Source organism: Pseudomonas sp. NPDC077186, from assembly GCF_044543505.1.
Classification (GTDB): Bacteria; Pseudomonadota; Gammaproteobacteria; order Pseudomonadales; family Pseudomonadaceae; genus Aquipseudomonas.
The window spans coordinates 1-24,535 of record NZ_JBITWE010000004.1 but is presented as its reverse complement, the minus strand read 5'-3'; the positions used below and the strand labels follow the sequence as shown (position 1 = coordinate 24,535).

General features: G+C 65.8%; 27 protein-coding genes and 1 pseudogene. 22 read left to right on the top strand and 6 right to left on the bottom strand.

What is annotated here, in order from left to right:
- Nucleotides 1–151: 151 nt before the first annotated feature.
- From ACIGKL_RS15615 to ttdA, 3 genes are all read right to left on the bottom strand, one after another.
- Nucleotides 152–1,018 carry an oxaloacetate decarboxylase gene (locus ACIGKL_RS15615; RefSeq protein ID WP_397487494.1) on the bottom strand — a complete coding sequence of 289 codons (867 nt, stop codon included), beginning with the start codon at nt 1,016–1,018 and terminating at the stop codon, nt 152–154.
- A gap of 171 nt (nt 1,019–1,189) precedes the next feature.
- Nucleotides 1,190–1,798 carry a L(+)-tartrate dehydratase subunit beta gene (ttdB, locus tag ACIGKL_RS15610; protein WP_090337722.1) on the bottom strand — a complete coding sequence of 203 codons (609 nt, stop codon included), beginning with the start codon at nt 1,796–1,798 and terminating at the stop codon, nt 1,190–1,192.
- Complete coding sequence (gene ttdA / locus ACIGKL_RS15605) at nt 1,795–2,694, bottom strand: L(+)-tartrate dehydratase subunit alpha (RefSeq protein WP_090337724.1); 900 nt, start codon at nt 2,692–2,694, stop codon at nt 1,795–1,797. Before ttdA ends, ttdB begins: the two co-directional genes overlap by 4 nt.
- Before the next feature lie 399 nt (nt 2,695–3,093).
- Between ttdA and ACIGKL_RS15600 the strand changes: the two genes are divergently transcribed.
- The 8 genes from ACIGKL_RS15600 (at nt 3,094) to ACIGKL_RS15565 (ending at nt 10,368) form a co-directional block, all read left to right on the top strand.
- A complete protein-coding gene (locus ACIGKL_RS15600; protein ID WP_397487493.1) occupies nt 3,094–4,008 on the top strand; it encodes a LysR family transcriptional regulator in 915 nt (304 codons plus the stop codon).
- 423 nt (nt 4,009–4,431) lie between these two features.
- On the top strand, nt 4,432–4,965 hold the full coding sequence (locus ACIGKL_RS15595; protein WP_397487492.1) for a PilL N-terminal domain-containing protein: 534 nt from the start codon (nt 4,432–4,434) through the stop codon (nt 4,963–4,965).
- On the top strand, nt 4,962–5,615 hold the full coding sequence (locus ACIGKL_RS15590) for a hypothetical protein (protein ID WP_397487491.1): 654 nt from the start codon (nt 4,962–4,964) through the stop codon (nt 5,613–5,615). Before ACIGKL_RS15595 ends, ACIGKL_RS15590 begins: the two co-directional genes overlap by 4 nt.
- Nucleotides 5,616–5,624: 9 nt before the next feature.
- The gene (locus ACIGKL_RS15585) at nt 5,625–6,350 is read left to right on the top strand and encodes a TIGR03759 family integrating conjugative element protein (RefSeq protein WP_397487490.1); all 726 of its coding nucleotides are present in this window, start codon (nt 5,625–5,627) and stop codon (nt 6,348–6,350) included.
- A complete protein-coding gene (locus ACIGKL_RS15580) occupies nt 6,350–6,913 on the top strand; it encodes a lytic transglycosylase domain-containing protein (RefSeq protein WP_397487489.1) in 564 nt (187 codons plus the stop codon). Before ACIGKL_RS15585 ends, ACIGKL_RS15580 begins: the two co-directional genes overlap by 1 nt.
- On the top strand, nt 6,910–7,437 hold the full coding sequence (locus tag ACIGKL_RS15575) for an integrating conjugative element protein (RefSeq protein ID WP_397487488.1): 528 nt from the start codon (nt 6,910–6,912) through the stop codon (nt 7,435–7,437). The genes ACIGKL_RS15580 and ACIGKL_RS15575 overlap by 4 nt, the downstream gene beginning before the upstream one ends.
- Before the next feature lie 10 nt (nt 7,438–7,447).
- Entirely contained in the window at nt 7,448–9,622 is a 2,175-nt protein-coding gene (traD, locus tag ACIGKL_RS15570) for a type IV conjugative transfer system coupling protein TraD (protein ID WP_279858664.1), read from the top strand.
- Nucleotides 9,619–10,368 carry a TIGR03747 family integrating conjugative element membrane protein gene (locus ACIGKL_RS15565; RefSeq protein ID WP_397487487.1) on the top strand — a complete coding sequence of 250 codons (750 nt, stop codon included), beginning with the start codon at nt 9,619–9,621 and terminating at the stop codon, nt 10,366–10,368. The genes traD and ACIGKL_RS15565 overlap by 4 nt, the downstream gene beginning before the upstream one ends.
- On the opposite strand, the gene ACIGKL_RS15560 is transcribed toward ACIGKL_RS15565, so the two are convergent.
- Nucleotides 10,365–11,885 (bottom strand): Fic family protein, encoded by a 1,521-nt coding sequence (locus tag ACIGKL_RS15560; protein ID WP_397487486.1) that lies wholly within the window; start codon nt 11,883–11,885, stop codon nt 10,365–10,367. The two genes, ACIGKL_RS15565 and ACIGKL_RS15560, sit on opposite strands and share 4 nt — an antisense overlap.
- A gap of 301 nt (nt 11,886–12,186) precedes the next feature.
- On the opposite strand from ACIGKL_RS15560, the gene ACIGKL_RS15555 reads away from it, so the two are divergent.
- From ACIGKL_RS15555 to ACIGKL_RS15510, 10 genes are read left to right on the top strand one after another with little or no spacing between them, the layout of a single operon-like run.
- Nucleotides 12,187–12,555 carry an RAQPRD family integrative conjugative element protein gene (locus tag ACIGKL_RS15555; RefSeq protein ID WP_397487485.1) on the top strand — a complete coding sequence of 123 codons (369 nt, stop codon included), beginning with the start codon at nt 12,187–12,189 and terminating at the stop codon, nt 12,553–12,555.
- On the top strand, nt 12,552–12,785 hold the full coding sequence (locus tag ACIGKL_RS15550; protein WP_397487484.1) for a TIGR03758 family integrating conjugative element protein: 234 nt from the start codon (nt 12,552–12,554) through the stop codon (nt 12,783–12,785). Before ACIGKL_RS15555 ends, ACIGKL_RS15550 begins: the two co-directional genes overlap by 4 nt.
- Nucleotides 12,786–12,797: 12 nt before the next feature.
- Nucleotides 12,798–13,160, top strand: coding sequence for a TIGR03745 family integrating conjugative element membrane protein (locus ACIGKL_RS15545; protein WP_397487483.1), 363 nt, complete (start codon nt 12,798–12,800; stop codon nt 13,158–13,160).
- Between the two features lie 16 nt (nt 13,161–13,176).
- Nucleotides 13,177–13,572 carry a TIGR03750 family conjugal transfer protein gene (locus ACIGKL_RS15540; RefSeq protein ID WP_397487482.1) on the top strand — a complete coding sequence of 132 codons (396 nt, stop codon included), beginning with the start codon at nt 13,177–13,179 and terminating at the stop codon, nt 13,570–13,572.
- On the top strand, nt 13,569–14,243 hold the full coding sequence (locus ACIGKL_RS15535; RefSeq protein ID WP_397487481.1) for a PFL_4703 family integrating conjugative element protein: 675 nt from the start codon (nt 13,569–13,571) through the stop codon (nt 14,241–14,243). Before ACIGKL_RS15540 ends, ACIGKL_RS15535 begins: the two co-directional genes overlap by 4 nt.
- Nucleotides 14,240–15,103 (top strand): TIGR03749 family integrating conjugative element protein, encoded by an 864-nt coding sequence (locus tag ACIGKL_RS15530; protein WP_397487480.1) that lies wholly within the window; start codon nt 14,240–14,242, stop codon nt 15,101–15,103. Before ACIGKL_RS15535 ends, ACIGKL_RS15530 begins: the two co-directional genes overlap by 4 nt.
- Nucleotides 15,093–16,514, top strand: coding sequence for a TIGR03752 family integrating conjugative element protein (locus ACIGKL_RS15525; RefSeq protein ID WP_397487479.1), 1,422 nt, complete (start codon nt 15,093–15,095; stop codon nt 16,512–16,514). Before ACIGKL_RS15530 ends, ACIGKL_RS15525 begins: the two co-directional genes overlap by 11 nt.
- Entirely contained in the window at nt 16,495–16,914 is a 420-nt protein-coding gene (locus tag ACIGKL_RS15520; RefSeq protein WP_397487478.1) for a TIGR03751 family conjugal transfer lipoprotein, read from the top strand. Before ACIGKL_RS15525 ends, ACIGKL_RS15520 begins: the two co-directional genes overlap by 20 nt.
- Nucleotides 16,914–19,772 carry a conjugative transfer ATPase gene (locus ACIGKL_RS15515; protein ID WP_397487477.1) on the top strand — a complete coding sequence of 953 codons (2,859 nt, stop codon included), beginning with the start codon at nt 16,914–16,916 and terminating at the stop codon, nt 19,770–19,772. Before ACIGKL_RS15520 ends, ACIGKL_RS15515 begins: the two co-directional genes overlap by 1 nt.
- Nucleotides 19,773–19,793: 21 nt before the next feature.
- Nucleotides 19,794–20,180 (top strand): hypothetical protein, encoded by a 387-nt coding sequence (locus ACIGKL_RS15510; protein ID WP_397487476.1) that lies wholly within the window; start codon nt 19,794–19,796, stop codon nt 20,178–20,180.
- A gap of 8 nt (nt 20,181–20,188) precedes the next feature.
- On the opposite strand, the gene ACIGKL_RS15505 is transcribed toward ACIGKL_RS15510, so the two are convergent.
- Nucleotides 20,189–21,205 carry a nucleotidyl transferase AbiEii/AbiGii toxin family protein gene (locus ACIGKL_RS15505; protein WP_195883275.1) on the bottom strand — a complete coding sequence of 339 codons (1,017 nt, stop codon included), beginning with the start codon at nt 21,203–21,205 and terminating at the stop codon, nt 20,189–20,191.
- Nucleotides 21,198–21,809 carry a DUF6088 family protein gene (locus ACIGKL_RS15500; RefSeq protein ID WP_057390365.1) on the bottom strand — a complete coding sequence of 204 codons (612 nt, stop codon included), beginning with the start codon at nt 21,807–21,809 and terminating at the stop codon, nt 21,198–21,200. Before ACIGKL_RS15500 ends, ACIGKL_RS15505 begins: the two co-directional genes overlap by 8 nt.
- 473 nt (nt 21,810–22,282) lie before the next feature.
- Between ACIGKL_RS15500 and radC the strand changes: the two genes are divergently transcribed.
- The 4 genes and pseudogenes from radC to ACIGKL_RS15480 all read left to right on the top strand — a co-directional run.
- Nucleotides 22,283–22,783, top strand: coding sequence for a DNA repair protein RadC (gene radC / locus ACIGKL_RS15495; RefSeq protein ID WP_195883276.1), 501 nt, complete (start codon nt 22,283–22,285; stop codon nt 22,781–22,783).
- A 168-nt stretch (nt 22,784–22,951) separates the two neighbouring features.
- Nucleotides 22,952–23,389, top strand: coding sequence for a TIGR03757 family integrating conjugative element protein (locus tag ACIGKL_RS15490; RefSeq protein ID WP_195883277.1), 438 nt, complete (start codon nt 22,952–22,954; stop codon nt 23,387–23,389).
- On the top strand, nt 23,386–24,321 hold the full coding sequence (locus ACIGKL_RS15485) for a TIGR03756 family integrating conjugative element protein (RefSeq protein ID WP_195883278.1): 936 nt from the start codon (nt 23,386–23,388) through the stop codon (nt 24,319–24,321). Before ACIGKL_RS15490 ends, ACIGKL_RS15485 begins: the two co-directional genes overlap by 4 nt.
- A gap of 8 nt (nt 24,322–24,329) precedes the next feature.
- Nucleotides 24,330–24,535: pseudogene (locus ACIGKL_RS15480) on the top strand (integrating conjugative element protein); the annotation flags it as partial.

Sequence of the window (24,535 nt, the reverse complement as noted above, 5' to 3'; positions counted from 1 at the left end):
GACGTGACTAGACGGGGGCTTGGGACAGACGGCAGATGGTAGTCGCCGCGCCTGTAGAACAGCGGGAGCACAAGAACGGATCCGAGCCATAAGAAAGGTGGCGCGGGGGGATCGGACGCAGGGAGCCCCACGCGCGCGGCGCAGCGCAGACTTATTCGCTGAGGTTCAGGTATTGCTGCGCCCAGGTGATGTAATCATCAGGGTGGGTGTAGCGGGTCACCAGTTGTGACGCGGTAAGGCCATTGCCCACGGAGATGCCGCGCTGTTCGCGCAGACTGTCGTAGGTAGCCTTGATCGCTGCAAAATACGCGGCGTGGCCGTTAACCACGATGCGCACGCCAAGTTCGGCTAGGCGTCTGTCATCGCTCAGCTCAGGGTTCCCGTAGGTTACCAGCATCAACGGCATCTGCAGGCCCTCAGAGATCGCTTCGAGCTGATCGAAATCCTTCACACCCACCAAACAGATGGCGTCGGCCCCGGCGTCCCGGTAGGCGCGGGTGCGCTGGATGATCTCGGTCAGCGGCTGCACACCAGCATGGCTACGAGCGATGATCGCCATAGCATTGTCGTAGCGCGCTGTCTGAGCGGCGCGCAGCTTGCCGATACCCTCCTCAATGCTGATCAGGTCGTAGGGTTTGCGGCCGAACTGTGCCGGCAGCAGGGTGTCCTCGAGCGTCAGCGCTGCGACGCCGGCTCGCTCCAACTCGGCCACAGTACGCATAGCATTGAGGGCATTGCCGTAACCATGATCGGCATCGGCGATCACCGGTAGGCGAGCTACTCGGCCAATACGCGTGGCCTGCTCGGCGAATTCGCTGAGCGTGATCAGGGCGATGTCGGGGGCACCGAGCACCTGCAGGGAAGCGACCGAGCCACCGAGAATACCGACTTCGAAACCGAGATCGGCTGCGATGCGCGCCGATAGAGGGTCGAACACCGAAGCGGTGTGATGGCTGGCAGGTGAAGCAAGCAGCGCGCGGAATGCGTTGCGCAACTCGTGATGAGAGGATTTATCCATGGTCGTATATCCCAGGTTTGGTGCTGGGCAACTGTCCCCAGGATCTGTGCCCAAGGCGGGGCAGCCGAAACGACTGGTCGCCGGCAATGCCGTGAAAGTAGTGGAAGATGGACGCCACCGCTCCGGCGCCCGTCTGCGCTCACGGCCTCCCTGCCGTGGCGCCTAGCCGGTTTATTTGATGAAGCGAACCTGGCTGTTGATCTTCTCGACAATGGAGCTCTTACGCTCGTTGAAACGCACCTTGTTCTGCTCGAACAGGTTGTTGCCCTTGGTATCAATGGAGATGATCAGCGGGCCGAACTCGCGCACGCGATTTACCCACAGGGTTTCCGGCATGCCCAAGTCCTGCCATTCGGCGCGCTCAATCTCTTCCACTTTGGTGGCGGCGAGCACCGCACAGCCGCCGGGGAACACCGCATGCACCGCCTTGTTCTCCAGACAGCCAGCGGTGGTTTCCGGGCCCATGCCGCCCTTGCCGATGATCAGCTTGACTCCGGTCTGCTCGATGAATTCCTTCTCGAACTTCTCCATGCGCATGCTGGTGGTTGGGCCGATGGAGACCATTTCGAAGCTGCCATCGTCTTTCTTGCGCACGATCGGCCCTGCGTGGAAGATCGCTCCGCCGCGCAGGTCGACCGGCAGTTCGCGTTTGAGTTCGATCAGTCGGCGGTGCGCCACGTCACGGCAAGTCACCAGTTGGCCTGTCAAATAGACAATATCGCCGACATTGAGGGAGGCCAGGTCTTCATCCTTGATCGGGGTAGAGAGAATCTTTTTCACAGTACTACTCCTTCATGGGAGAGGATGTCGTAGGACAGATCGGCATTGATACGGATCTTGCCGCGGCGGTGAGCCCAGCAGCCGGTGGAGACAGCAACGCCAATGGTCGACGGGTGACGCGCCGACGACTCGATATTCACGCCCATTACGCTGCTGTTACCGCTCAGGCCCTGAGGACCAATACCGATCTCATTGAGTCCCTCCTCAAGGAGTTGCTCCATCATTGCTGCGTTTGCGTTCGGGTGGCTGGAATCCACCGGACGCAGAATCGCCCGCTTTGACAAGCGTGCCGCGGTCTCCACCGAGGTGGAGACGCCGACACCAACCAGCAGCGGCGGGCAGGCGTTGATGCCGCGCGAGGTGATCACGTCGAAGACGAACTCAGTCACCCCCTCGTAGCCCTGGCCTGGCATCAGTACCTTGGCCGAACCCGGCAGGGTGCAGCCGCCGCCGGCCATGTAGACGTCGATCAGGGCATAGTCGGCGTCGGGGATGATTTCCCAGTCCAGCCACGGGATCTTCGAGCCGGTATTGGTGCCGGTGTTCTTCTCGTCGAACGTCTCCACCGCGTTGTGGCGCAGCGGCCCCTTCTTCGTCGCCTCCAGGGTGGCGTTCTGCAGGATGTCTTCCAGTTCGCCGAGCAGCGGGAAGCGAGCACCGGCGGAAATGAAGTACTGGATCACTCCGGTGTCCTGGCAGCTTGGACGGTCGAGCTTGTCTGCGTAGTCCTGGTTTTCGGCCATGGAGTCGTAGATCTCGATGGCCAGCGAATTGGTCTCCGCGGCACGCAGCTTGGCAGTCTTTTCCTTGACGTCCGTTGGCAGGCGCTTGCCGATATAGGCGGTAAATTTCGCCATCACGTCGGTGAGCGATTGAACGGCTGATTCGTTATCCATTGTTATTCTCCTCATTGCATCGAAAGGCTGGTGGGCTTGCATGCCTGCGAAAGCAGGCAAAGTAGATGGACAGTCGTCGTCCACTCGGCGCAGCCACCGACGCTACTGGCATGTGCTGGACGGCAACGGGAACTGACGGAAACGAAGCCCGTAATAGACCGGTCGAAGAAGCCCCAGACATAGCGCTTCGCCAGCAATCGTCTGCCCATGCTCTGCTCCGAATGTTTCTTGTGAGTCGGACTGGGGGCGGCACTAGTGGATATTCGCTGCACGGCAACAGCGTTCCGAGCTCGCAAACGATCCGGATATTTCCAGCTAATGCGCAGAAGCAAAGTTAATGGTTTTCTGAAAAACCTGTAATACAATGAAAATAACTTCATTATTTCATACAGGTTAATTATGAATCCGGTATCGGAACTGGCCTTCTTCACCCAGCTGATCAGACTGGGGAGCCTTGCGGCAACTGCGCGCGAGCTCAACCTGACACCACCCGCGGTCTCCAAACGGCTGGCGCAACTGGAGCAGCGCCTGGGTGTGCGACTGCTCAATCGCACCACGCGCAGCATCAGCCTCACCGCCGAGGGCGAGCTCTATCTGAATAGTGCCCAGCGCATCCTCGGCGAGATCGAGGAAATGGAGCGCCAGGTATCCAGCAGCCGGGCGAAACCCAAGGGGCTGCTACGCGTCAATGCCCCCCTGGGGTTCGGCCGCACCCATGTCTGCCCGGCAATTTCTTCGTTCGTCCGGCGCTATCCAGAGGTCGAGGTACAACTGCACCTGACCGACCGGCCGATCAACCTGCCGGACGATGCCATCGACGTTGCCATCCGCTTCGGGGACTTGCCCGACTCCCGTCTGATTGCCCGCAAGATCGCTGCGAACAGACGCAGGCTGTGCGCGGCCCCCTCCTATCTGGAAGCCTTCGGCCACCCAGAAAGCCCCAAGGATCTGATTCAGCACAACTGCATCGTGTTGCGTCAGAACGATGCAGCCTTCGGTATCTGGAGACTGAGCCGGGGCAAACAGAGCGAGTCGGTAAAGGTACGCGGAAACCTCAGCACCAACGACGGTGAAGTGGCACTCAACTGGGCCTTGGAGGGTCACGGCATCCTTATGCGTGCCGAATGGAACCTCGCCAGCCACCTGAATAGCGGTCGACTGGTGGAAATACTAAGCGACTACGAAACCCCGCCCGCGGATATCTATGCCGTCTACCTCGAACGCCTCAACCTGTCAGCCAAGGTGTCCTTCTTCATCGAGCATTTGCGTGAGTTCTTCAGTCACAAAAGCGACGGATTCTACCCATTAGTTTAGAAACTGCTGGGGCGCGCGATTCGATGCACCCGAAACAAGAAGCCGCTCTTGGCCGGTTCTTACCTATCGCAACCGGCGGCCGTGACTCGTTTTCTACCGAACACCAGCTGACAGCTTGCGCCCTCCTCCCGCCTCTCTGACCTCGCCGATGACCCCGAACTATGCCGAATATCAGTGCTCGGCGGCCAACCGCACAAGCCCGCTTCGAGTAATCCACAAAATATGTGCATAACCCTTTCGATAAGATCCCACTCCCCCGACGCATGGGGACTCGGGTTCACCTGCTGTTATTTTGATCGCCGCGGAGTCAGCTGCTCGCTTTGGGCCTCCCTGTAAAACGGCAACACAGCGATTCCCATTGTTTGCTGATTCGCGCTTGCTGCAGGGCGATGCTCTCGGCTCGACCTTGCCGAGAGCCGAGCCATGCACCCCATCCGTTCCTACCGCAGTTGCCTGCTGCTGGCCGCACTGGCGACCGGCTGCGCAACGCCACCAGCGCCCTCTCCCGTCCCCGCAGAGGTCGCGGTACCGGCTCCAGGGCCGGAGTACGTCCCGGTCGTTCGCTACGGCCGCTATACCCTGGTCGAACTGACGCCGACGGCCGCCCAGCAGGATCTGCTGTTACAGGTGGTCGACGTGTCCATTCCCAGCACGCGGCACGCCAGCGTCGGGGATGCGCTGCGGCATGTGTTGCAACGCTCCGGCTATCAGCTCTGCAGCGGAGGCGACACCGATGCGCTGGGCAGCCTCCCGCTACCGGCGGCGCACTATCACCTCGGCCCGCTGCAACTGCGCGAGGCCCTGCTGACCCTGGCCGGGTCGGCGCGAACTCTGCACGTCGACCACGCCACGCGCCGAATCTGCTTTAGTCAGCCTCACTCAACGCCTGTCGAATCGGCGACGGCCAGCGCCGATAGCGCTCCCCTGCAAAGTTCCGCCGGGGAGCTGCAGCCATGACGACGATGCCCGGCAGTGAACCTCGCCGGCAGGGCACCCTGATGCGGGTCGCCGTAGTCACCTGGCTGCTGCTGATCAGCGCCGCCATCGTGATCGATCACGTTGCGCTGTCGGGTCTGGCGATCCAGGTCGAAACCCACGCACCGAGTCGGCAGGTCGCCGCGCTGGAAAAGCGCCTGGCCGAACTGATCCAGCAGCTTGAGCACGCCCAGCAACAGCCGGTCGCCCTGCCCCAGGCGCGCTACGAGGCTGAGCGCGAGGCGTTGGAGCTGCGGCTCAGTGCGATCGAGACGTCGCTCGGCAACCAGCCGGCAACGGACAACCTGCTGCCGCTGCAAGCGCGCCTTGAGCAACTAGAAATGCGCCTCAGCGCGCCTCCTCCTGCCCCTCCGACTCCGCCCCGCCCTCGCGCCGCGGCACCCGCCAAACCCAAGGCCATCGAGCCGCCATTCCGGGTGATCGGCACGGAGCTGCGCGCCGGCGAGCCGTTTCTCTCGATTTTGCCTGCAGCTTCGGACGCACTCGCACAGGTTCGCCTGCTGCGCCCCGGCGAATCCGAGGCCGACTGGCAGCTCGAAGCCATCGAAAGCAACACCGCCGTATTCCGGCACGGCGCCGACAGCCGTCATCTGCCGCTTCCGGCGCGGTAGGAGGGTCAGATGAGGACTCGTCGTATCGCCCCCGCCCTGCTCCTCCTACTGACCAGCAGCCTGACCCAAGGCGCGCCAACCCTCAGCAGCGACAACCGGCCCAGCCACGAGCGGCCGCTGGCCACCGAACGCACCGCCGAGCAGCAGGCCCGGGATTGGGGGCTGAACATCGAGGAATGGACGCGCTACCGCGACCTGATGCAGGGGCCGCTGGCGGTCTATTCACCGCACATCGACCCGCTCACGGCACTGGGCATCGAAGCGCGTACCGACCAGGAGCGGCAGCGCTACGCAGAGCTGCAGGTCGCGGCCGAAGCGCAGCGCGTCGAAAAGCTGCTCGCCTACCAGCGGGCTTACGACCGCGCCTGGCAGCGGCTCCACGCCGATATGCCGCGCGTCATCTTGCCCGACGCCGGCCCGGCGTTCTCGCCCATGTTGCCAGCGGCAAGCGGACGGCTCGCCCTGTTCGTCGAGGACGCCTGCCCGACCTGCGATCAAGCCGCGCTGCGGCTGCAGGCCGCCGGTCGGGCGTTCGACATCTACGTCGTCGACAGCGGCGCCGATGACGCGCGCATCCGCGCCTGGGCGCAGCGCATTGGCATCGACCCGGCCAAGGTGCGCAGCGGTCAGGTCACGCTCAATCACGACGCGGGCCGCTGGGTGTCGCTGGGGCTGCCAGGCGATCTGCCGGCGGTCGTGCGTCAGGTGGGCGGCCAATGGCAGCGGCAGCCGTAATGTCGGGCCGCACCGTGCTCGCACTGCTGGCCTGTGTGCTGGCCGGCGCCGTCCGGGCAGGGGAAATCCCCCCGCCGGCCTATCAGGTCGCCGCGCAGCGCGCCGGCATTCCCTCGCCCGTCTTGTACGCCGTGGCGTTGCAGGAGAGTGGCACCCGCGTGGGTAGCCGCCTGGTGCCCTGGCCGTGGACACTCAACGTCGCCGGCACGCCGCAGCGCTATGCCACCCGCGCCGAGGCCTGCACCGGGCTGCGCCAGGCACTTAGGCGCACACCGGCCACGCGCATCGACGCGGGGCTCGGCCAGATCAATCTCGGCTACCACCCGCAGCGCTACGCCCAACCCTGCGACCTGCTCGATCCCTACCGCAACCTGACCATCGCCGCCGAGATCCTCCGCGGGCAGCACGTCGAAGGCGAGGACTGGCTGCTCGCCATCGGTCGTTACCACCGCCCTGCTGGCGGTGCGCCGGCTGCGCGCTACCGCCTCAGCGTCGGCCAGCACCTGGCTCGCGTGCTGGGCGCCCCCCGACTGGCCATCAGCGCCCGAAGGAACCTGCCATGAACGCCCTGCCCGTCCTCGTTGCCTGCCTCTCTCTGCTGTGGCTGCCAGTGCTCGCTCAGGCCGATGCGCTGATCATCGTCGACGACCGTGGCGGCGCCTCGGCCTTGCCGTACTACGAGGCCCTCAACCTGCAGCCGCGCGCCGAAGTGAGCGCGCCACGGATTGAGATGCCGCGTCCGCCCGCTGGGGTGGTCAACGAAGCGAGCATGCTTCCGGTACGCTCTGTGCGGCTGTCGCCCGGCAAGGTGGCGCGGCGCACGATCGAGGCACCGGGGCTGCCGGCGTTTTTTCTCGTCGGTGACGACCAACGCTCGCGCGCCTGGCTGCGGCAGCGGGCGCCGCGCTTGCGCGAACTCGGCGCGGTGGGCCTGGTCGTCAACATCAGCTCAGCCGAGTCTTTGGATGCGCTGCGGGCGTTGGTGCCGGGATTGCGGCTGTCGCCGGTGGCGGGCGACGATCTCGCCGAGCGCCTCGGCTTGCGGCATTACCCGGTGCTGATCACGGCCACCGGCCTCGAACAGTGAAGCGCCGGCCATGGCCCAGTCCCACGCGATCGAGGTGCTGCTACGGCCAGCGGTGGAACTGTATACCGTGGCGGTCTGCGCCGCCGCCGCGCTGCTGTCCCTGGTGGCCCCTTGGTCGCTGGCGCTGAATCCAACGATTGGCCTGGGCAGCGCACTGGCCTTCCTCGCCTTCGGCGCGATTCGCCTGCGCGATGCGCTGGTGATCCTGCGCTACCGCCGCAATATCCGCCGCCTGCCGCGCTACGTGATGACCAGTCGCGATGTGCCGGTCAGCCAGCAACGCTTGTTCATTGGACGCGGCTTTCGCTGGGAACAACGTCATACGCATCGCCTGACGCAGACCTTTCGGCCGGAGTTTCGCCGCTACGTCGAACCCACGCCCGCCTACCAGTTGGTGCGCCGCCTGGAGGAGCGGCTGGAGTTCGCGCCGTTTCCGCTGTCGCAGCTGGCCAAGCTCACCGCCTGGGACATCGCCCTCAATCCTGTGCGCCCGTTGCCGCCAGTCGGCGGCCTACCCCGGCTGCACGGCATCGAGCCGAACGAGGTCGATGTCAGCCTGCCGCTCGGCGAACGGGTCGGGCATTCGCTGGTGCTGGGCGCCACCCGGGTCGGCAAGACCCGCTTGGCCGAGCTGTTCGTGACCCAGGACATTCGGCGGCGTAACGCTGCCGGCGAGCATGAGGTGGTGATCGTGTTCGACCCCAAAGGGGATGCCGACCTGCTCAAGCGCATGTACGTGGAAGCCAAGCGTACCGGGCGCGAACGGGAGTTCTATGTCTTCCACCTGGGCTGGCCGGATTTCAGCGCGCGCTACAACGCCGTGGGGCGCTTCGGAAGAATCTCGGAGGTGGCCACGCGCATCGCCGGGCAACTCTCCGGCGAGGGCAATAGCGCAGCGTTCCGGGAGTTCGCCTGGCGCTTCGTCAACATCATCGCCCGCGCCCTGGTCGAGCTGGGCCAGCGCCCGGACTACCTGCTGATCCAGCGCCACGTGGTGAATATCGACGCGCTGTTCATCGAGTACGCGCAACATTACTTCGCCCGGCACGAGCCCAAGGCCTGGGACATCATCGTGCAGCTCGAGGGACGGCTGAACGACAAGAACACCCCGCGCAACATGATCGGCCGGGAAAAGCGCGTGGTCGCGCTGGAGCAGTACCTGTCACAAGTCCGCGTCTACGACCCGGTGCTCGACGGCCTGCGCAGTGCCGTGCGCTATGACCGCACCTATTTCGACAAGATCGTCGCCAGCCTGTTGCCGCTGCTGGAAAAGCTCACCACGGGCAAGACCGCGCAACTGCTCGCGCCGAACTATGCGGACCTGGCCGATCCGCGGCCGATCTTCGACTGGATGCAGATCGTGCGCAAACGCGCGGTGGTCTATGTCGGCCTCGATGCGCTGTCGGATGCGGAGGTCGCCGCCGCCGTCGGCAACTCGATGTTTGCCGATCTGGTTTCGGTCGCCGGGCATATCTACAAGTTCGGTATCGATGATGGGCTGCCCGAGGCCCTGGCGGGTACCCGGGTGCCAATCAACGTGCATGCGGACGAGTTCAATGAGCTGATGGGCGATGAGTTCGTGCCGCTGGTCAACAAAGGAGGTGGTGCCGGGCTGCAGGTCACCGCCTACACCCAGACGCTCAGCGACATCGAGGCGCGGGTCGGCAACCGGGCGAAAGCGGGCCAGGTGATCGGCAACTTCAACAACCTGTTCATGCTGAGGGTGCGCGAGACTGCGACCGCCGAACTGCTCACCCGCCAGTTGCCCAAAGTGGATGTCTACACGACGACACTGGTCAGCGGCGCCACCGATAGCTCGGATGTGCGCGGGCCGACCGACTTCACCTCCAACGCACAGGACCGTATCAGCACCGCCAGCGTGCCGATGATCGAACCCGCCCACGTGGTCGGCCTGCCCAAAGGCCAGGCCTTTGCCCTTCTGCAAGGCGGCCAGCTGTGGAAGATCCGCATGCCGCTGCCGGCCCCCGATCCGGATGAAGCCCTGCCCGAGGATCTCCAGCAACTCGCCGGCTACATGCGCCAGCACTATGCCGAGGCCGGCGACTGGTGGGAAAGCCAGGGCCTGCCAGGCCTGCAGGATCAGCCGCTGCCCGACGACCTGCTCGACGGCTTTCGCCACCTTGCCGATCCGGACGCTTCCGAAGATACCGAGGCACGTCCATGAAGGACCCAGCCGCCACCACTCAGCGCGAGCAGGCCCGCCAGCAAGGCGTGTTCGCCAGCCTCGTCACCCTGCCACTGCGCATGCTCGGCGTGCTGCTCGGCTCGCTGCTGCTGTCGATCCTCATCGAGTGCGCCGGCATGCACCTGTTCTGGCCCGAGCAGGGCTGGCGTCATGCCCAGGGCATGCTCGACTACGAACTGAACCATCTTTCCACCCACTTCACCCGCAGCGCGGTGGTGCAGGAGCCGGGGCGTACTGCGCACCAGCTGGTCGAGGGCGCCTACCAGTGGCTCTTCGTGAAAACCGGCCTGCTCGACTGGATGAGCCAGGCATCGGCCCGCTCGCGCGCGCCCAGCCATGGCGATGCGCGAGACGCCCGCTACTACATCAGCCAGGTCTACGTCTGGAGCGAGCGTTACCTGATCGCCGCGGCGTTCACGATATTGACCTTCATGGTGCGGCTGCTGGTTCTGGGGCTGACGCTGCCGCTGTTTCTGCTGGCCGCCTTCGTCGGCTTGGTCGATGGCCTGGTGCGCCGCGACATTCGCAAGTTCGGCGCCGGCCGCGAGTCAGGCTTCATCTACCACCGCGCCAAAGCCAGCCTGATGCCGCTGGCCGTCCTGCCGTGGATCCTCTACCTCACCCTGCCCATCAGCGTGCATCCGTTGCTGGTGCTGCTGCCGAGCGCGGCGCTACTCGGCCTGGCGGTGAACATCACTGCGGCAAGCTTCAAGAAGTACCTTTAGCTGCGCGGCAGCGGTCGCTCAGTCGCCTCATCATCCTCGACCCGCTGCGCGGCCAGCACCTGCTGGGCCATCTGCTCGATGAAGTCGAAGACCTCTTCCGCAACTCGGTACTGATACTGCTTGCGCCGGTTGTTGGAGACGATCCCATCATTGGACAAGCACATCATCACCAGGTTGGCGAGATCACTCCCACGCAGGTCGTAGCGTTCGTCCACGGCCCGGTAGACCCTGTCGTAGCACGCCAGGAAGGCCGTTTCCTTGTGCAGCTCGACTTCAAGCGCCACCCTGGCCATCTCCAGGGTGAAGGCAACGCAGGGCGTCGCATCCCAGAAGCGATACACCGCGTTGTCCCCGCGGAACTCGAAACCGTATTGGCCGAAGTCGATCCACTGCACGTCCCACAAATCACGCACCGGCCGGGAGAAGGACTGCAGCGTCTCCAGGTACTGGCGCTCCTGGTGTTTCATTGCCACCGAAACGGGTAACAGCAAGCCATTTTCCAACGCGCCGGCGCGGCACAGCGCTTGGTGGATCAGGAACCGAGACAGACGCCCGTTGCCATCCATGAAGGGGTGAATGAGCACGAAGCCAAACGAGATAATGCCGGCGGCCACCAGTGGATCGATCTGGGTCGGGGCCTCATTGGCAAACCCCATCAGGCTCTCCATCAGCTCCCGGCAGAGCTCCGGGGGTGGCGGCAGATACGTCACCCCGACGGCCCCCTGGGTACCATCGGAGAGGTGGTTCTGCTCATGCCTGAACGCTGCAGCCATATCGAGGGGGTTGGAGACCGTCGCATTCTGCAGGCTCACCAGGTAGTCCTCAGTCAGCGGCTGGCGCTCATGGGCCTGGCGCAGCAGCTGGATGAAACGCCGGGATTTGTCCTCCGTCGGCGCCTCCCGCTCGATGGCGAAGGAATCCTTGGTCTCGTGCAGGTAGGCCCAGTTGAGCGCCCGGTCCATCATGATCGGGGGCAGCGATTCGATGAAGGCTTTGGCCCGGCCGAGGATGTCATGGGCCAGCAGCTCGGTGATCAGCGGGGTGCGCTCGACCGTAGCGCAGTAGGTGAGATCGCCCAGACCGTTGAACTCGATACGCCATTTCGCATTGCGCTCGCCCGGCCGCGTGATGTAGCGCTCCGGATCAAACAGCGGGCTGTACGGCACCCGCACCGGGGCATGCTGCGCGATGGGCTCACCGGTAAAGGCCTCCCTGAGGTAACAGGCCTTCCGGATATAGATCCCGTTGGGCGCAGCCTGGTAGGCCTGCTCGAACGCTGCGGCCGGAATTCGCGGCAGCGCCTGGGCGAGTACCGCCAGGTTGATGCCCTCGTGCTTGAGGGCGAACAATACGTGGCCCAGCAGATCATCCGGCGCCGGCGCGATAGCCGGCGGTACGGCCAAGGTGTGCCCGATCAGCTCAATGCGCGTGACCGGCTGTACAATGGCTGGCAGGCGTAGCGGTACCGCCGAGAGTCCCAACTGCTGGATGAGAAGCGAGTAACCCGCGGCGTTCATCACAAAATCCTTTCTTCGGTTCAGGTAGCCAGGATTTTCCTCACTCCAAAAGGAAAATCCTCATTTCTGGCTAGTATGCCTATTTTTTCCTCACTTTCCATCGCCAGAACGGCATGCGTGGGATGGGTGCCTGTCGCACATGCGAGAAGCTGGCCGCCGAAACCTCGCCCATCGACGTGTTTCAGCCTCCCCGCGCCAGGGTCGCCAACAAGCCGAGCACGACCAATCCCGCATTGATTGCAGCATCGCCCGCGATTGCTGAGGAGCATCTCGCCATTGCTCGCCAATCGCGGATGGCCCCATGTCCAAGCGACTGCTCTCTCCCACCAACAGGCATCACACCAGCAGCCTGATCCCGGCGCTGCTCGGTTTGTGCCTGGCCGCTCACTCCGGCGCTGACGATGCCACGCCCGAACACGCCCGCCTCGCCGCCGCGCTGCGCCAACTCGACAGCATCGAGCGCCTCGTCGCGCAACAGGTCGCCCAGAAGCCAGACGCACGTGCCCGCTACCACTTCGACTACGGCCGTCTCACCGCCGACCTGGTGCGCGTGCGCGGCGGTATTCGCGACTACCTGACGCCCTCGCGTGCACAGCCGCGCGACCCCGCCGAGCTGCTCGGCGATTACCGCCAGCCTGCCGCCGCGCTCGACGCGCAGGAGGTGCCATGAGCGCCGCCCAGATCGCCGCGTTCCAGGCCAACAGCGGCCTCACCCCGGCCGAGATGGCAACCGTGCTGCTCGGTGCGGTGTTCGCCGCGCTGCTCCTGTGGGGCGTCTGGGCGATCCGCAGCGCCTACGTCGGCTGGGCCGAAGAACAGCTTTCCCATCGTCAGTTCCTGGTCGTCGTGGTGCGCTTCGTCGTGCTGTACCTGGTGCTGACCTTTTTCCTGCTCTCGTAAGAGGTCGTCCTGATGAAGCCGCTCGCCCGTTCCCGTCTCCCCCGTCCATTCGCTGGCCTGGCGGCGCTGCCGCTGTTCGGCGTGCTATCGCCACCGGCCCAGGCCGCTTTGCCTACCCTGGAGAACCCGTCGCGCGGCGTCGGCACGGGGATCCTGCAAACGCTGCAGAACTACGGCTACGACATCGTGATGCTGATCGCCCTGCTGGTGGTCGCCTCGATGTTCGTCGGCGTCTGCTACCACGCCTACACCCGCTACGCGGAGATCCACATTGGCCGCTCGACCTGGGGCCAGTTCGGCCTGACCGTGGCGGTCGGTGCGATTCTGCTGGTGGTGGGCATCTGGCTGCTGACCGAAGCCATCGGCGTGCTCTGAACCGAGACCTGCCGAGATGACTGACGACATCCGCACGGACGGGACGGTGCTGTTTCTGCCCCACCGCCTTAACCGTCACCCGGTGGTGGTGCGCGGGCTGACGGCGAATGAGCTGTGGGTCTGCGCCGGCGTGTCGGGGCTGCTTGGCCTGACGAGCGGTGTGGCGCTGGCCATCCTGCTGGCCACAATCGCCATCGTCCCCACGGCCATCCTGCTGGCAGTCAGCGCAGGCATCTTCATCGGTGGCGGTGCGTTGCGCCGACTCAAGCGCGGCCGCCCCGAGACCTGGCTGTACCGGCAGTTGCAGTGGTGGATCGCGCTGCGTCTACCGGCGCTCGCCACCCTCACCGACGGCCAGCGGCTGGTGACCCGTTCCGGTTACTGGAGCACACGCAGGAGCACGGCACCGTGAGCCGGTTCAAGAACGAAGTGCTGCGGCTCGACGCCCACATCAGGACCCTGCGCATCGGGGCCAGCCTGCTGGTAATGCTGGCACTGGTCATGGGCATCGGCTGGTGGAGCGCGCCGCGCGATCTGACCATCCATGTGCCGCCCGACCTGCGCTCGGGTAGCACGCGCCCCTGGTGGGACGTACCGCCCGAGAGCGTGTACGCCTTCACCTTCTATGTCTGGCAGCAGCTGCAGCGTTGGCCGACCAATGGCGATGACGACTACCCGCGCAACCTGCATGTGCTGTCGCCCTACCTCACGCCCGCCTGCCAGGCGTTCCTGCAGCAGGACTACGAGTACCGCCGCAACAGCGGCGAGCTGCGCCGGCGCGTGCGCGGCATCTACGAGATTCCCGGCCGCGGTTACGGTGACAACCCCACACTGCGCGTGCGCAGCGTCTCCACCCGTGAATGGGTGGTGAACCTGGATGTTACGGCCGACGAGTACTACGCCTCGGAGCAGGTCAAACGCGCCCTGGTGCGCTACCCGCTGAAGGTCCTGCGCAGCGACGTCGATCCGCAGCGCAACCCGTTCGGGCTGGTCATCGACTGCTACGAAGGCGCGCCGCAGCGCATTGCCAGCCCTGTCGATCCGGCGGCCACGCCCGTCCCTGCCCTGGAAAACACGCCATGAACCGTTTATTGCCCCTGGCCCTCGCGGCGTTCGCGCTGGCTCCGTTCAGCATCGCCCTGGCCACCGAAATTCTGCGCTGGGAGCGCCTGCCCCTGACCCTGCCGCTGGTGGTCGATCAGGAACGCGTCCTCTTCGTCGAACGCAATGTCCGTGTCGGTGTCCCCGCCTCGCTTGGCAATCGCCTGCGCGTACAGAGCGCCGCCGGTGCGATTTACCTGCTGGCCAGCGAGCCGATCGAACCAACCCGGCTGCAACTGCAGGACGCCGACACCGGCACGGTGATGCTGCTCGACATCGCCGCCGAGCCGGCCCAGGACGGTCAGCCACCGCTGGAGCCGGTGCGCATCATCGAGGCTGCATCAACCGCGACTGCCTCCGCGGCCGATGACGGCAGTGCCGCCGTGGCTCAGCCGGTGCGCGCCACACCGCAGCCGGTGATCCTGACCCGCTTCGCCGCGCAGAACCTCTACGCCCCGCTGCGCACCGTCGAACCGGTGCCGGGCGTTGTGCGCGTCCCCCTGCGCCGCGACCTGCCGCTCGATACCCTGCTGCCCACCCTGCCGGTGCAGGCGGACGCGCTGGCCGCCTGGCGCCTGGACAACCTGTGGGTCAGCGCCGTGCGCCTGCGCAACCACAGCACGCATTGGCTGGAGCTGGACCCGCGTGCCCTGCAGGGGCATTTCCTCGCCGCGACCTTTCAGCACCCGACGCTGGGTCCGCGCGACACACCGGAGGACACCACCGTCGTCTACCTCGTCACCCGTGGACACGGCCTGGCGCAAGCCCTGTTGCCGGCCATTGCGCCTGTCGACGCGGCGCTCAACCTGCCCGCACCCACAGGAGGCCACGATGCACAGTAATGGCCTGCTCAAGTGGTTGATGATTCCCCTGCTGCTGTTGCTGGTGTTCGGCGCCGTCAAGCTGTTCTCTACCGGTAGCGATGCACCCGGTGCCGCGGACGAGACCAGCCGACTTACACCCGAGGAAGCCAAGGCGCTCGGCATTGAGGGCGACACCCCGCGCGACACCGTGGCGACGCTGGTCGCCCAGGTCCGCCAACTGCGCACCGAGTTGCAGACCGCGCTGAGCGACAACAAGGTCCAGCGCGACGAGAACCAGCGCCTGCGCCAACGCGAAGGGGCCATCGACCAGCGCATCCAGAGCGCGCTCGACAGCGAACGCAACCAGCTGCACCAGGACCGCCAGCAGCTCAGCCACGAACGTCAGCAGACCCAGGGCCTGCTGCAGCAACTGCAGCAGCGGCTCGATGCGATCGGCAAGGAGGAGCACGCCGATCTACCGGTCGGCCTGGGGCTCGAGCCACGCGACGGCCTGCCCGGCGATGCCCTGCGCTGGATCGAGCCGGAAGACCGGCGCGACGATGGTCAGTCGCGCAGCAGCGGCACAGCCGGTAGTTTCAGTTTTCCGACAAGCTTCGGGCCGGCGCAGAAGACGCTGGAAAGCACCGCGAGCGCCGCCGTCGACGCCGGCCGCCGCTCCGCAGGAGAGCCGGAGACCACCGCGGTGTACACCGTGCCGACCAACTCGACGCTGATGGGCTCGATCGCCATGACGGCGCTGATCGGCCGCGTGCCCATCGATGGCACCGTTAACGACCCCTACCCCTTCAAAGTCCTGATCGGGCGGGACAACCTGACCGCCAACGGTATCGACATTCCGGATGTGGCCGGCGCCGTGGTCAGCGGCACGGCGTCGGGGGATTGGACCCTGTCCTGCGTGCGCGGGCAGATCCGCTCGGTCACCTTCGTCTTCGAAGACGGCACCATCCGTACCCTGCCGAAAGACGACGAGCGCGGCAGCAACCGCCAGACCAACAACGGCACTGACACCCAGGACGGCCTGGGCTGGATCAGCGACCCGTATGGCATCCCCTGCATCTCCGGCGAGCGGCGCAGCAACGCCCAGCAGTACTTGGGTTCGCAGGCCCTGATCACCGCAGCCGGTGCCGGCGTCGCCTCGCTGATCGACGAAGGCAGCGGCCAGGTCTCCTACATGAGCCGCGACGGCTCGGTCGGCACCCTGGGCATCGGCGCCAACGAGGCCATGGGCCGCATCCTCGCCGGGGGCGTGCAGGACATGTCGGCCTGGGTCAACCAGCTCTACGGCCAGGCGTTTGCGGCGGTCTACGTCAAGCCCGGCGCGCAGGTGGCCGTGCACCTCGAACAACCCCTGACCCTCGACTACGACCCCGCCGGTCGCCGCGTCGATCACCGCCTAGGAGGGCTGCCCCATGCACAAGACCTGGACTGAAAGCCTGGCCCTGCTGGCCATGGCGCTGCTGCTCGGCGGCTGCGCCACCAGCAAGGAAGCAGTGCTGCCACACGACAACCGCAGCATGCTCGACATCTGGAACGTCGAGACCGGCGGTGGTAGCGCCCGGCAGCTGCTCGATGCGCGTCAGGCCCTGCGCCGGCCGCTGAGCGAGGCCGATGTCCAGGCTGCGCCGATCGCGCAGGCCCGCTACACGCGCACGGCGGCCAACGAGATCTACCGGCAGTTCCACCGCCTGCCCAATCCCGATCTGCTGATGTACGTGTTTCCCCACCTGGCCGGCAGCGACCCGGTGCCGGTGCCCGGCTACACCACGCTGTTTCCGCTGTACCAGCGGGTGCAGTACGCCCTTCCTGGCGAGCGGCTGGAGGACTACTGATGGCCTGGCCGTGGTTTATGCGCCGCGCCCCAACCGAGGATCCGGTGCCCCCTACAGACGCCTGGGCGCGCCACGTCGCCGAGTTGCACGGCCAGGGCCTCGCCGAGCCCGGCACTGCACAGAGCACGCAGCGGCCAGCCACCCAGGCCGACGGGCAGGCGCTCTACAACGTGGCGCCCTCGTTCGCCGATCGGCTGCCGTGGGCCGAGTACCTACCCGAGTCGCAGTGCATGCTGCTGGATGACGGCACCTCGGTCGCCGCCTTCTACGAACTACTGCCGGTCGGCACCGAGGGGCGCGAACCCGCCTGGCTATTGCAGGTGCGCGACACCCTGGAAAACGTGCTGCAGGATGCCTTCGACGAATTGGAGGTCAACCCCTGGGTCGTGCAGTTCTACGCCCAGGATGACCCCAGCTGGGACAGTTACCTCGACGCGCTGCGCGCCTACATCCAGCCGCGCGCCCAGGGCAGCGCCTTCACCGCGTTCTACCTGCGTTTCTTCGGCCATCACCTGCAGGCCATCGCCAAACCGGGCGGCCTGTTCGAGGACCACACCGTCACCCGCCTGCCCTGGCGCGGGCAAACCCGGCGCACGCGGCTGGTCGTCTACCGCCGGGTCGGCCAGGCCTCACAGCGCCGCGGGCAATCGCCCGAGCAGGCGCTGAACCGGGTCTGCGAGCGCCTGATCGGCGGCCTGGCCCACGCCGGCGTGCGCGCCCGCCGGCTAGGCGCGGCGGACATCCACGCCTGGCTGTTGCGCTGGTTCAACCCCCATCCGACCCAGCTCGGCGACACTGACGCAGACCGCGAACGCTTCTATGCCCTGACCTGCTACCCGGACGAACAAGAGCCCGGTGAGGTCGAGTTAGCCAGCGGCACGGATTTCAGCCAGCGCCTGTTCTTCAGCCAGCCGCGCTCGGCGGTCGAGCCAGGCCTGTGGTATTTCGACAGGATGCCGCACCGCGCCATCGCCGTTGACCGCCTGCGCAGCCCGCCCAGTACCGGCCATGTCACCGGCGAAACGCGCAAGGGCGAGGCGATCAACGCGCTGTTCGACCAACTACCGGAAGACACCATTCAGTGCCTGACGCTGGTCATCACCCCGCAGGACGTGCTCGAAGCGCACCTCAACCACCTGGGCCGCAAGGCCGTGGGCGACACCCTGGCATCAGAGCAGGCCCGCGCCGATGTGCAGCAAGCCCGCAGCCTGATCGGCAGTGCCCACAAGCTGTACCGCGGCGCCCTGACCTTTTACCTGCGTGGCCGCGACCAGGCGGAGCTGGACGCCCGTGGCCTGCAACTGGGCAACGTGCTGCTCGGCGCCGGCCTGCAGCCGGTGCGCGAAGAGGATGAGGTGGCGCCGCTCAACACCTACCTGCGCGGCTTGCCCTGCGTCTACGACCCGGCAAAAGACCGCCAGCAGTGGTACACCCAGCTGATGTTCGCCCAGCATGTGGCGAACCTGGCGCCGCTGTGGGGCCGCAGCCAGGGCACCGGCCACCCCGGCATCACATTGTTCAACCGCGGCGGCGGGCCGATCACCTTCGATCCGCTCAATCGCCTCGACCGGCAGATGAACGCCCACCTGTTCCTCGCCGGCCCGACCGGCTCGGGTAAGTCGGCCACGCTGAACAACCTGCTCAACCAGGTCACCGCCATCTACCGACCGCGGCTGTTTATCGTCGAGGCGGGCAACTCCTTCGGTCTGTACGGCGACTTCGCTGCGCGGCTGGGCCTGCGCGTGCATCGGGTCAAGCTCGCACCTGGGGCCGGTGTCAGTCTGGCACCGTTCGCCGACGCCCAGCGCCTGGTGGAAACGCCCAGCCAAGTGCAAACGCTCGATGCCGACGCCCTGGACGACGAGCATGCGGTGGCCGAGGGCGACGAGCAGCGCGACGTGCTCGGCGAACTGGAGATCACTGCGCGGCTGATGATCACCGGTGGCGAGGACAAGGAAGAGGCGCGCATGACCCGCGCGGATCGCAGCCTGATCCGCCAGTGCATCCTCGACGCCGCGCGGCTGTGCGTGGAGGCGCAGCGCACGGTGCTCACCCGCGACGTGCGCGATGCGCTGCGCGAACGCAGCCGCGACACCGGCCTGCCCGAGCTGCGCCGGGCCCGGCTGCTGGAGATGGCCGATGCGATGGACATGTTCACCCAGGGCAGCGATGGCGAGATGTTCGACCGCCCCGGCACGCCCTGGCCGGAGGCCGACATCACCATCGTCGACCTGGCCACCTACGCCCGCGAGGGCTACAACGCGCAGCTCTCCATCGCCTACATCTCGCTGATCAACACGGTCAACAACCTCGCCGAGCGCGACCAGTTCCTCGGCCGGCCCATCATCAACGTCACCGACGAGGGGCACATCATCACCAAGAACCCGCTACTCGCGCCCTACATCGTCAAGATCACCAAGATGTGGCGCAAGCTGGGTGCCTGGTTCTGGCTGGCGACGCAGAACCTCGACGACCTGCCCAAGGCCGCCGAGCCGATGCTGAACATGATGGAGTGGTGGTTGTGCTTGGGTATGCCGCCGGACGAGGTGGAGAAGATCGCCAGGTTCCGCGAACTCACCCCGGCGCAGAAGGCCCTGATGCTCTCGGCCCGCAAGGAGGCCGGCAAGTTCTCGGAGGGGGTGATTTTGTCGCGCAGCATGGAACTGCTGTTTCGCGCCGTGCCGCCCAGCCTCTATCTCGCGCTCGCGCAAACCGAACCGGAAGAAAAAGCCGAGCGTTACCAGCTCATGCAGCAGCACGGCATCAGCGAACTCGACGCCGCACTCAAGATCGCCGAGCACATCGACCAGGCACGTGGCATCACCTCACTGCCACTGGACTGGAGCCGTCCACGGTAGCCCCATGGAGGAACCCACAGCATGAACAAACACCCCATCTCTGGCAGAATCGGCCACTTGTCCGGAACCCGCCCCCTCGATATGCCGCTGCCCTACGACATCCTGCGTCTGTTCACCTCGCCGCAGGGCTACCTCGTCGAGATCCAACACCTGGCCGGCCAGGCCGCTTCGGCAGCCGCCGCGCGGGAATGGCTGTGGGTCACGGATCGCGCCGTCACCAGCCTGCGTGCCCTGCACACGGAAGGCGATACACCGCAGGTGCGCCATTTCCGCGAGGCGCAGCTGCAGCTCGACGGCATACGCGCGCAGCTGGTATGGCCCAACGGCGACTGCCAGGCGCTCATGGCCTGCTCGATGCCGGCGCTGCCCGCCGCGCAGCACCAGCTCATTCACAATCATCTGAGCTGAGGTGCGCCTCAACGCCCCTGGTTGATCTGCTGCTCCAGCGCAGCCAGGCGCTCGATGATGCGCTCGAAGGGCAGCGTCTCGCCGTAGAACATCTGCGCGGTCAGCATCGCCTGATAGTCCTCGCGCAAGGCGCCGAGCAGCGCCGCTTCCGGTACCAGCCGCAGCCCACCTGCCGCACACCGGTCGTAGTGACTGTGGCCACTGCGGTAGAAGGTCTCCTTGATGTTCAGCACATCGCGCAGCAGCGCGATGTCGGACACGGCCCGACGACCAACATCATGATCCGCCAGGCGCGCCAGGTCGTACCAGTGCCGCGACAAGCGCTCGGCACCTGCGCGCATCTGCGGACGGTGGCACTCGACATGGATCAGCGTCGCCTTCTCCCAGAACGTCCGCATGGGCGACAGCACGACCACCTCCGCGCTCGGAAACGCCAGCTCCGGCACATAGGTGGCCACGTCCGGCACGATGGTCAGCCGGTCCTGCGGCAGGGTCGCATTGCGACCGCCAAACTCGATCAGCACGCTGGGGCGCAGGTAGGCATCCGTGTTGTCCACCGCGCTCGGGTAGTAGAGCCAGAGCTTTTCCGCGTCCTCGCTGACCTCAATGCTGATTTCCCTACCAGGTAGCGCCTGTGCCAGGGCTTCGCGTAGCGCCGGCACCAGTTCCTCGGTCACATGCTGTGCCAACGCGGCCTTGAGCAAGTCGGACAGGCGTCGGCGCTGGTTGCTGCCGAGGCTCGCCAGCTCCGGGACGTCCTCGACCAGGCTGCGGTAATCGACGGTGACATCGATGTCCTCGGAGAAGCGCTCGACGGCCTGATAGACCTTAGACAGCGACGTGCCACCCTTGAACGCCATCGGCTTGCGGCACGGCAGACTGAACAGAAGCCCCAACACCTGGCACAACCAGATGTCCTTCTCCAGGATTTCAGCCCGGCGCCCCAGCACCGGGGCCAGCCCGAGCAATAGCTCGGCCTGCTCCGCCAGGGATAGATCGAAATAGCGCTCGGTGCCCTCAGCCATGCACGACCTCGCCACGCTCATAGCGGCGCAGCGCCGCCACCATCCAGGCCGGCATCACCGCCTTCGCCTGGCGCAGCGCCTCGAACTCGCTGCTCGGCAGGCGCTCGGCGATACGCTGGAAGGTCGCGGACGTCACCTGATGCCGCCCCAGGTACCACAGCGCGGACAGTGCCTGTCCGGCAGCGCGCCCCGCCAGCACCAGTTTGCGCGGAGCCACATGCTGCAGGCGCACGACCATCTTGCCCAAGCGCACCGTGCGCGACGAACCCGTGGTGTAGAACACCGGCTGCGCCGGCACCTGTGTCGACAGCCCGAACCGCCGCGCGGCCTCGGCGCCATGCACCTCGATGGTTGCGCCCTCACGCGCGGCCAGCGCTTGCGCCACCTGCTCCGGCGCCGGCATAGCCTTGATGCCGAAGCGTCCCACCTTGGGCACGCTGTACAGGCCATGGCCGATACGCTCGATATGGCCAGCCTTGGTCAGGCGCATCAGGGTCTGGTCGATGGCCGCGCGCGAGCCCACCCCGGCGAACAGGGCTGGGGTGAAGGGCTCACCGACTGGCTGCGCCGCGATGCGTTCGCGAATGACTTGAGCTGTACTCATGCCGACCTCCATTTGTTAGATATTTTGGTTAAAAACCTAACAACATGCAAGGAGACCGCTCCCCGCGGTCGGTGGCAACCCGGGTGCTGGTAGGCGAACCCGCGGCGCCCCTGAAGCAATTACGTGGCGAGCGCGGGCTGCGCTGGAAGTGCTGCCATCTGGTGGAATCACACAGCACTTGATCTTAATCGCCAAAGGCAGGGCTCTGAGCAAAACGGACACGCCGATTGCCGATTCCTTGTCGTGCGCCTCGCCGCGCTGCGTTCGACTGATGCGGCAAGTCAGTAGCCTGGGTCTGCAAGGCTACGGCGCTGCATTGCCGCGCTGACCCGCCCGTTCGCCTCGCATCCCCGTGCGAACAGCCACCGCCAACACGGTGGTGGATGCCCCGCTCATCTCGACACCATCCCTATCGTCCTCGGAGCCAAGCCCTCCACGGGCGTACCTCCGGACTCCCCACGGAGATCCATGCCATGCTCACATCCCTCGCCCGTCTCGACGCCCCAGCAGAACCGGGCTCTGCATCGGTTCTCGCGCATGAGAACCGCATCATCGCCCAAGCCATTGTCATTCTGGAGCGCCGGCTGTTCGTCGATGGCCCGCCGATGTCGGATCCACAGGTCACCCGAGACTACCTGCGCCTGAAGCTGATGCCGGAACCCAGCGAAGTCTTCGTCGCCTTATTTCTGAATGCCAAGCATCAAGTCATCGCCTGTGAAACGCTGTTCCGAGGCACCATCGATGCCGCGCAGATCCATCCCCGTGTGGTGGTTCAGCGGGCGCTGCAGCATAACGCGTCCGCACTGATCGTCTCGCATCAACACCCATCGGGCTGCTCAGAACCTTCATCCGCGGATGAGCGCCTGACCCAGCGCCTGAAAAGTGCACTGGAGTGCGTCGACGTGCGCTTGCTGGATCACTTCATCGTCGGCAAAGGCCAGCCGTACTCGTTCGCGGAGCATGCCCTGCTGTAGTCCTTCGTGGCCGTGCCACGCTTCCTCCCTCACCCACCCAGAGTCGGCCGCCCACACGGGCGCGCCGGCTCGCGATTCAATCGGCGCGCCGCTGTTCCCGTTTGTTTGTCGTCGCGCCCTCGGTCTGCGAGTCAACTGTCTGCACCGTCCACCTCAGGGTTCTTCGACATGCCAGCCCAACGCCTCTGCCGGCTCCCATTGCGCCCGTACCTCTGCACCGCAGCGTTGTGCGCCGCGTTGCTCGCGCCCTTGGCGCAGGCCGCTGAGATCCTGGTCGTCACCGATAGCCGGCACCCGGTGCAAGCCACCCGCGATGCCCGGCTGATCGAGTTGGATCAACCGGCACGTATCGAGGCCGAGCTGGGCGCCCATGTGCCGGCCGATCCCTCGCGCGGCGCCGCCCTGGTGCAACAGCGCTTGAACAGCGGCGGTGTCGAGCTGCAACAACGCCTTGGCGCGGCCTATCAGGGGGTGGTCGATGCCTGGAGCCTCGGCGTGACAACGATTCCGGCGGTGATCGTCGATCACCGTTATGTGGTTTATGGCGAGCCGGACGTCGCCAAGGCGGTTGCGCTGATCGAAGCGCACCGGAGGACGCAACCATGACGCGTTCTTCCCGCCTGCGCGCCGGCATCGCCACCATCTTGCTGACGACGGGCGCACCGTCGTTCGCCCTCACCACGGCGACCATTGCCGCGTCGACGCTCTCGCCGAACTGTCTGGAATACCGCGTGGTCGGCATCTGCTTCTGGCTGCGCTGCAGCAGTTTCGGTTGCTCGGTGGAGACCTCAGTCAAGGTGCGCCACTTCGTGCCGGACGCGGTGGTCTCCAGCTATGCCAACACCGGCGCCAATCCCTGGCTGGAGGTGCGGCCGATGAGCCCGCCCAACGCCACGGCGCAGGCCGGCGGCGATGGCACGACCAACCAACACCACGAAAACAACCTGGCCAAGTTCAAGAACGCCGATGTGATTGGCCATCCCGGCGGTTACGTGTTCAGCCAGTTCGCTTCCGGTTTCGGTTACAGCTGCGAAGGCGCTAGCACCGCCTTTATGCCCTACCTGCTGAGCTCCCTCGACACCCTCGCGTGGCGTTACAACCTCCCCGAGATGCTCTACCCGGAGGCGCTGACGCCCGGCGAGCGTGAGATCGGCAGCCGCAGCGGCGGCAATCTCTGGGGCAACGTCTACCCGCGCGGCGGTTTTCTGCACCAGAGCGACGACTACCTGGCAGGGGCCGTGGTGGCCCAGCGCGCCGGCGATATCGTCACCCGTCGCGGCCAACTCCACGTCTATCAGTCGCTGCTAGCGAGCGCCAAGGATGGCTACTGGCCAGCTGGGGCGTTGCTCGAAAGCGATTCGCAGACGGGCAAATGGCAGGAGCTGACGCCGACGCTTTCACGCACCTGCGCGGTGTTCCCGCACCGCGCTGCTCGCGTACAGGCACGGCAGGGCGATTACGCCTGGGCACTGTGGCGGCCTTACAGCTGCTGCAAGCGCGAAGGCCAGGTGTTTCTGGGCAGCGTCGATTTCGACTGAGGCCGGCCATGAGCAATCGTATCGCGTCCTCGCCCCGCTCCATTCTGCACCCCGTCCTGCTGGTCGCCTTGATACTGGCCTGCGCCAGCGCGTCGGCCCAGACCAGCGTCAATCAGTACGGCGTGCAACACCAGGGCGCGGTGATCGGTGACGACGTGCTGTATTCGATCGGCGGCGGTCGCGCCGTGTCGATGACGCCCGCTTCCGCGATGCG

What these genes read in the sequence shown, in the direction of transcription:
- ACIGKL_RS15615 (WP_397487494.1), bottom strand. Translation starts at nt 1,018, where the DNA reads ATGGATAAATCCTCTCATCACGAGTTGCGCAACGCATTCCGCGCGCTG.
- ttdA (WP_090337724.1), bottom strand. Translation starts at nt 2,694, where the DNA reads ATGGATAACGAATCAGCCGTTCAATCGCTCACCGACGTGATGGCGAAA.
- ACIGKL_RS15600 (WP_397487493.1), top strand. Translation starts at nt 3,094, where the DNA reads ATGAATCCGGTATCGGAACTGGCCTTCTTCACCCAGCTGATCAGACTG.
- ACIGKL_RS15595 (WP_397487492.1), top strand. Translation starts at nt 4,432, where the DNA reads ATGCACCCCATCCGTTCCTACCGCAGTTGCCTGCTGCTGGCCGCACTG.
- ACIGKL_RS15590 (WP_397487491.1), top strand. Translation starts at nt 4,962, where the DNA reads ATGACGACGATGCCCGGCAGTGAACCTCGCCGGCAGGGCACCCTGATG.
- ACIGKL_RS15585 (WP_397487490.1), top strand. Translation starts at nt 5,625, where the DNA reads ATGAGGACTCGTCGTATCGCCCCCGCCCTGCTCCTCCTACTGACCAGC.
- ACIGKL_RS15580 (WP_397487489.1), top strand. Translation starts at nt 6,350, where the DNA reads ATGTCGGGCCGCACCGTGCTCGCACTGCTGGCCTGTGTGCTGGCCGGC.
- ACIGKL_RS15575 (WP_397487488.1), top strand. Translation starts at nt 6,910, where the DNA reads ATGAACGCCCTGCCCGTCCTCGTTGCCTGCCTCTCTCTGCTGTGGCTG.
- traD (WP_279858664.1), top strand. Translation starts at nt 7,448, where the DNA reads ATGGCCCAGTCCCACGCGATCGAGGTGCTGCTACGGCCAGCGGTGGAA.
- ACIGKL_RS15565 (WP_397487487.1), top strand. Translation starts at nt 9,619, where the DNA reads ATGAAGGACCCAGCCGCCACCACTCAGCGCGAGCAGGCCCGCCAGCAA.
- ACIGKL_RS15560 (WP_397487486.1), bottom strand. Translation starts at nt 11,885, where the DNA reads ATGAACGCCGCGGGTTACTCGCTTCTCATCCAGCAGTTGGGACTCTCG.
- ACIGKL_RS15555 (WP_397487485.1), top strand. Translation starts at nt 12,187, where the DNA reads ATGTCCAAGCGACTGCTCTCTCCCACCAACAGGCATCACACCAGCAGC.
- ACIGKL_RS15550 (WP_397487484.1), top strand. Translation starts at nt 12,552, where the DNA reads ATGAGCGCCGCCCAGATCGCCGCGTTCCAGGCCAACAGCGGCCTCACC.
- ACIGKL_RS15545 (WP_397487483.1), top strand. Translation starts at nt 12,798, where the DNA reads ATGAAGCCGCTCGCCCGTTCCCGTCTCCCCCGTCCATTCGCTGGCCTG.
- ACIGKL_RS15540 (WP_397487482.1), top strand. Translation starts at nt 13,177, where the DNA reads ATGACTGACGACATCCGCACGGACGGGACGGTGCTGTTTCTGCCCCAC.
- ACIGKL_RS15530 (WP_397487480.1), top strand. Translation starts at nt 14,240, where the DNA reads ATGAACCGTTTATTGCCCCTGGCCCTCGCGGCGTTCGCGCTGGCTCCG.
- ACIGKL_RS15525 (WP_397487479.1), top strand. Translation starts at nt 15,093, where the DNA reads ATGCACAGTAATGGCCTGCTCAAGTGGTTGATGATTCCCCTGCTGCTG.
- ACIGKL_RS15520 (WP_397487478.1), top strand. Translation starts at nt 16,495, where the DNA reads ATGCACAAGACCTGGACTGAAAGCCTGGCCCTGCTGGCCATGGCGCTG.
- ACIGKL_RS15515 (WP_397487477.1), top strand. Translation starts at nt 16,914, where the DNA reads ATGGCCTGGCCGTGGTTTATGCGCCGCGCCCCAACCGAGGATCCGGTG.
- ACIGKL_RS15510 (WP_397487476.1), top strand. Translation starts at nt 19,794, where the DNA reads ATGAACAAACACCCCATCTCTGGCAGAATCGGCCACTTGTCCGGAACC.
- ACIGKL_RS15505 (WP_195883275.1), bottom strand. Translation starts at nt 21,205, where the DNA reads ATGGCTGAGGGCACCGAGCGCTATTTCGATCTATCCCTGGCGGAGCAG.
- ACIGKL_RS15500 (WP_057390365.1), bottom strand. Translation starts at nt 21,809, where the DNA reads ATGAGTACAGCTCAAGTCATTCGCGAACGCATCGCGGCGCAGCCAGTC.
- radC (WP_195883276.1), top strand. Translation starts at nt 22,283, where the DNA reads ATGCTCACATCCCTCGCCCGTCTCGACGCCCCAGCAGAACCGGGCTCT.
- ACIGKL_RS15490 (WP_195883277.1), top strand. Translation starts at nt 22,952, where the DNA reads ATGCCAGCCCAACGCCTCTGCCGGCTCCCATTGCGCCCGTACCTCTGC.
- ACIGKL_RS15485 (WP_195883278.1), top strand. Translation starts at nt 23,386, where the DNA reads ATGACGCGTTCTTCCCGCCTGCGCGCCGGCATCGCCACCATCTTGCTG.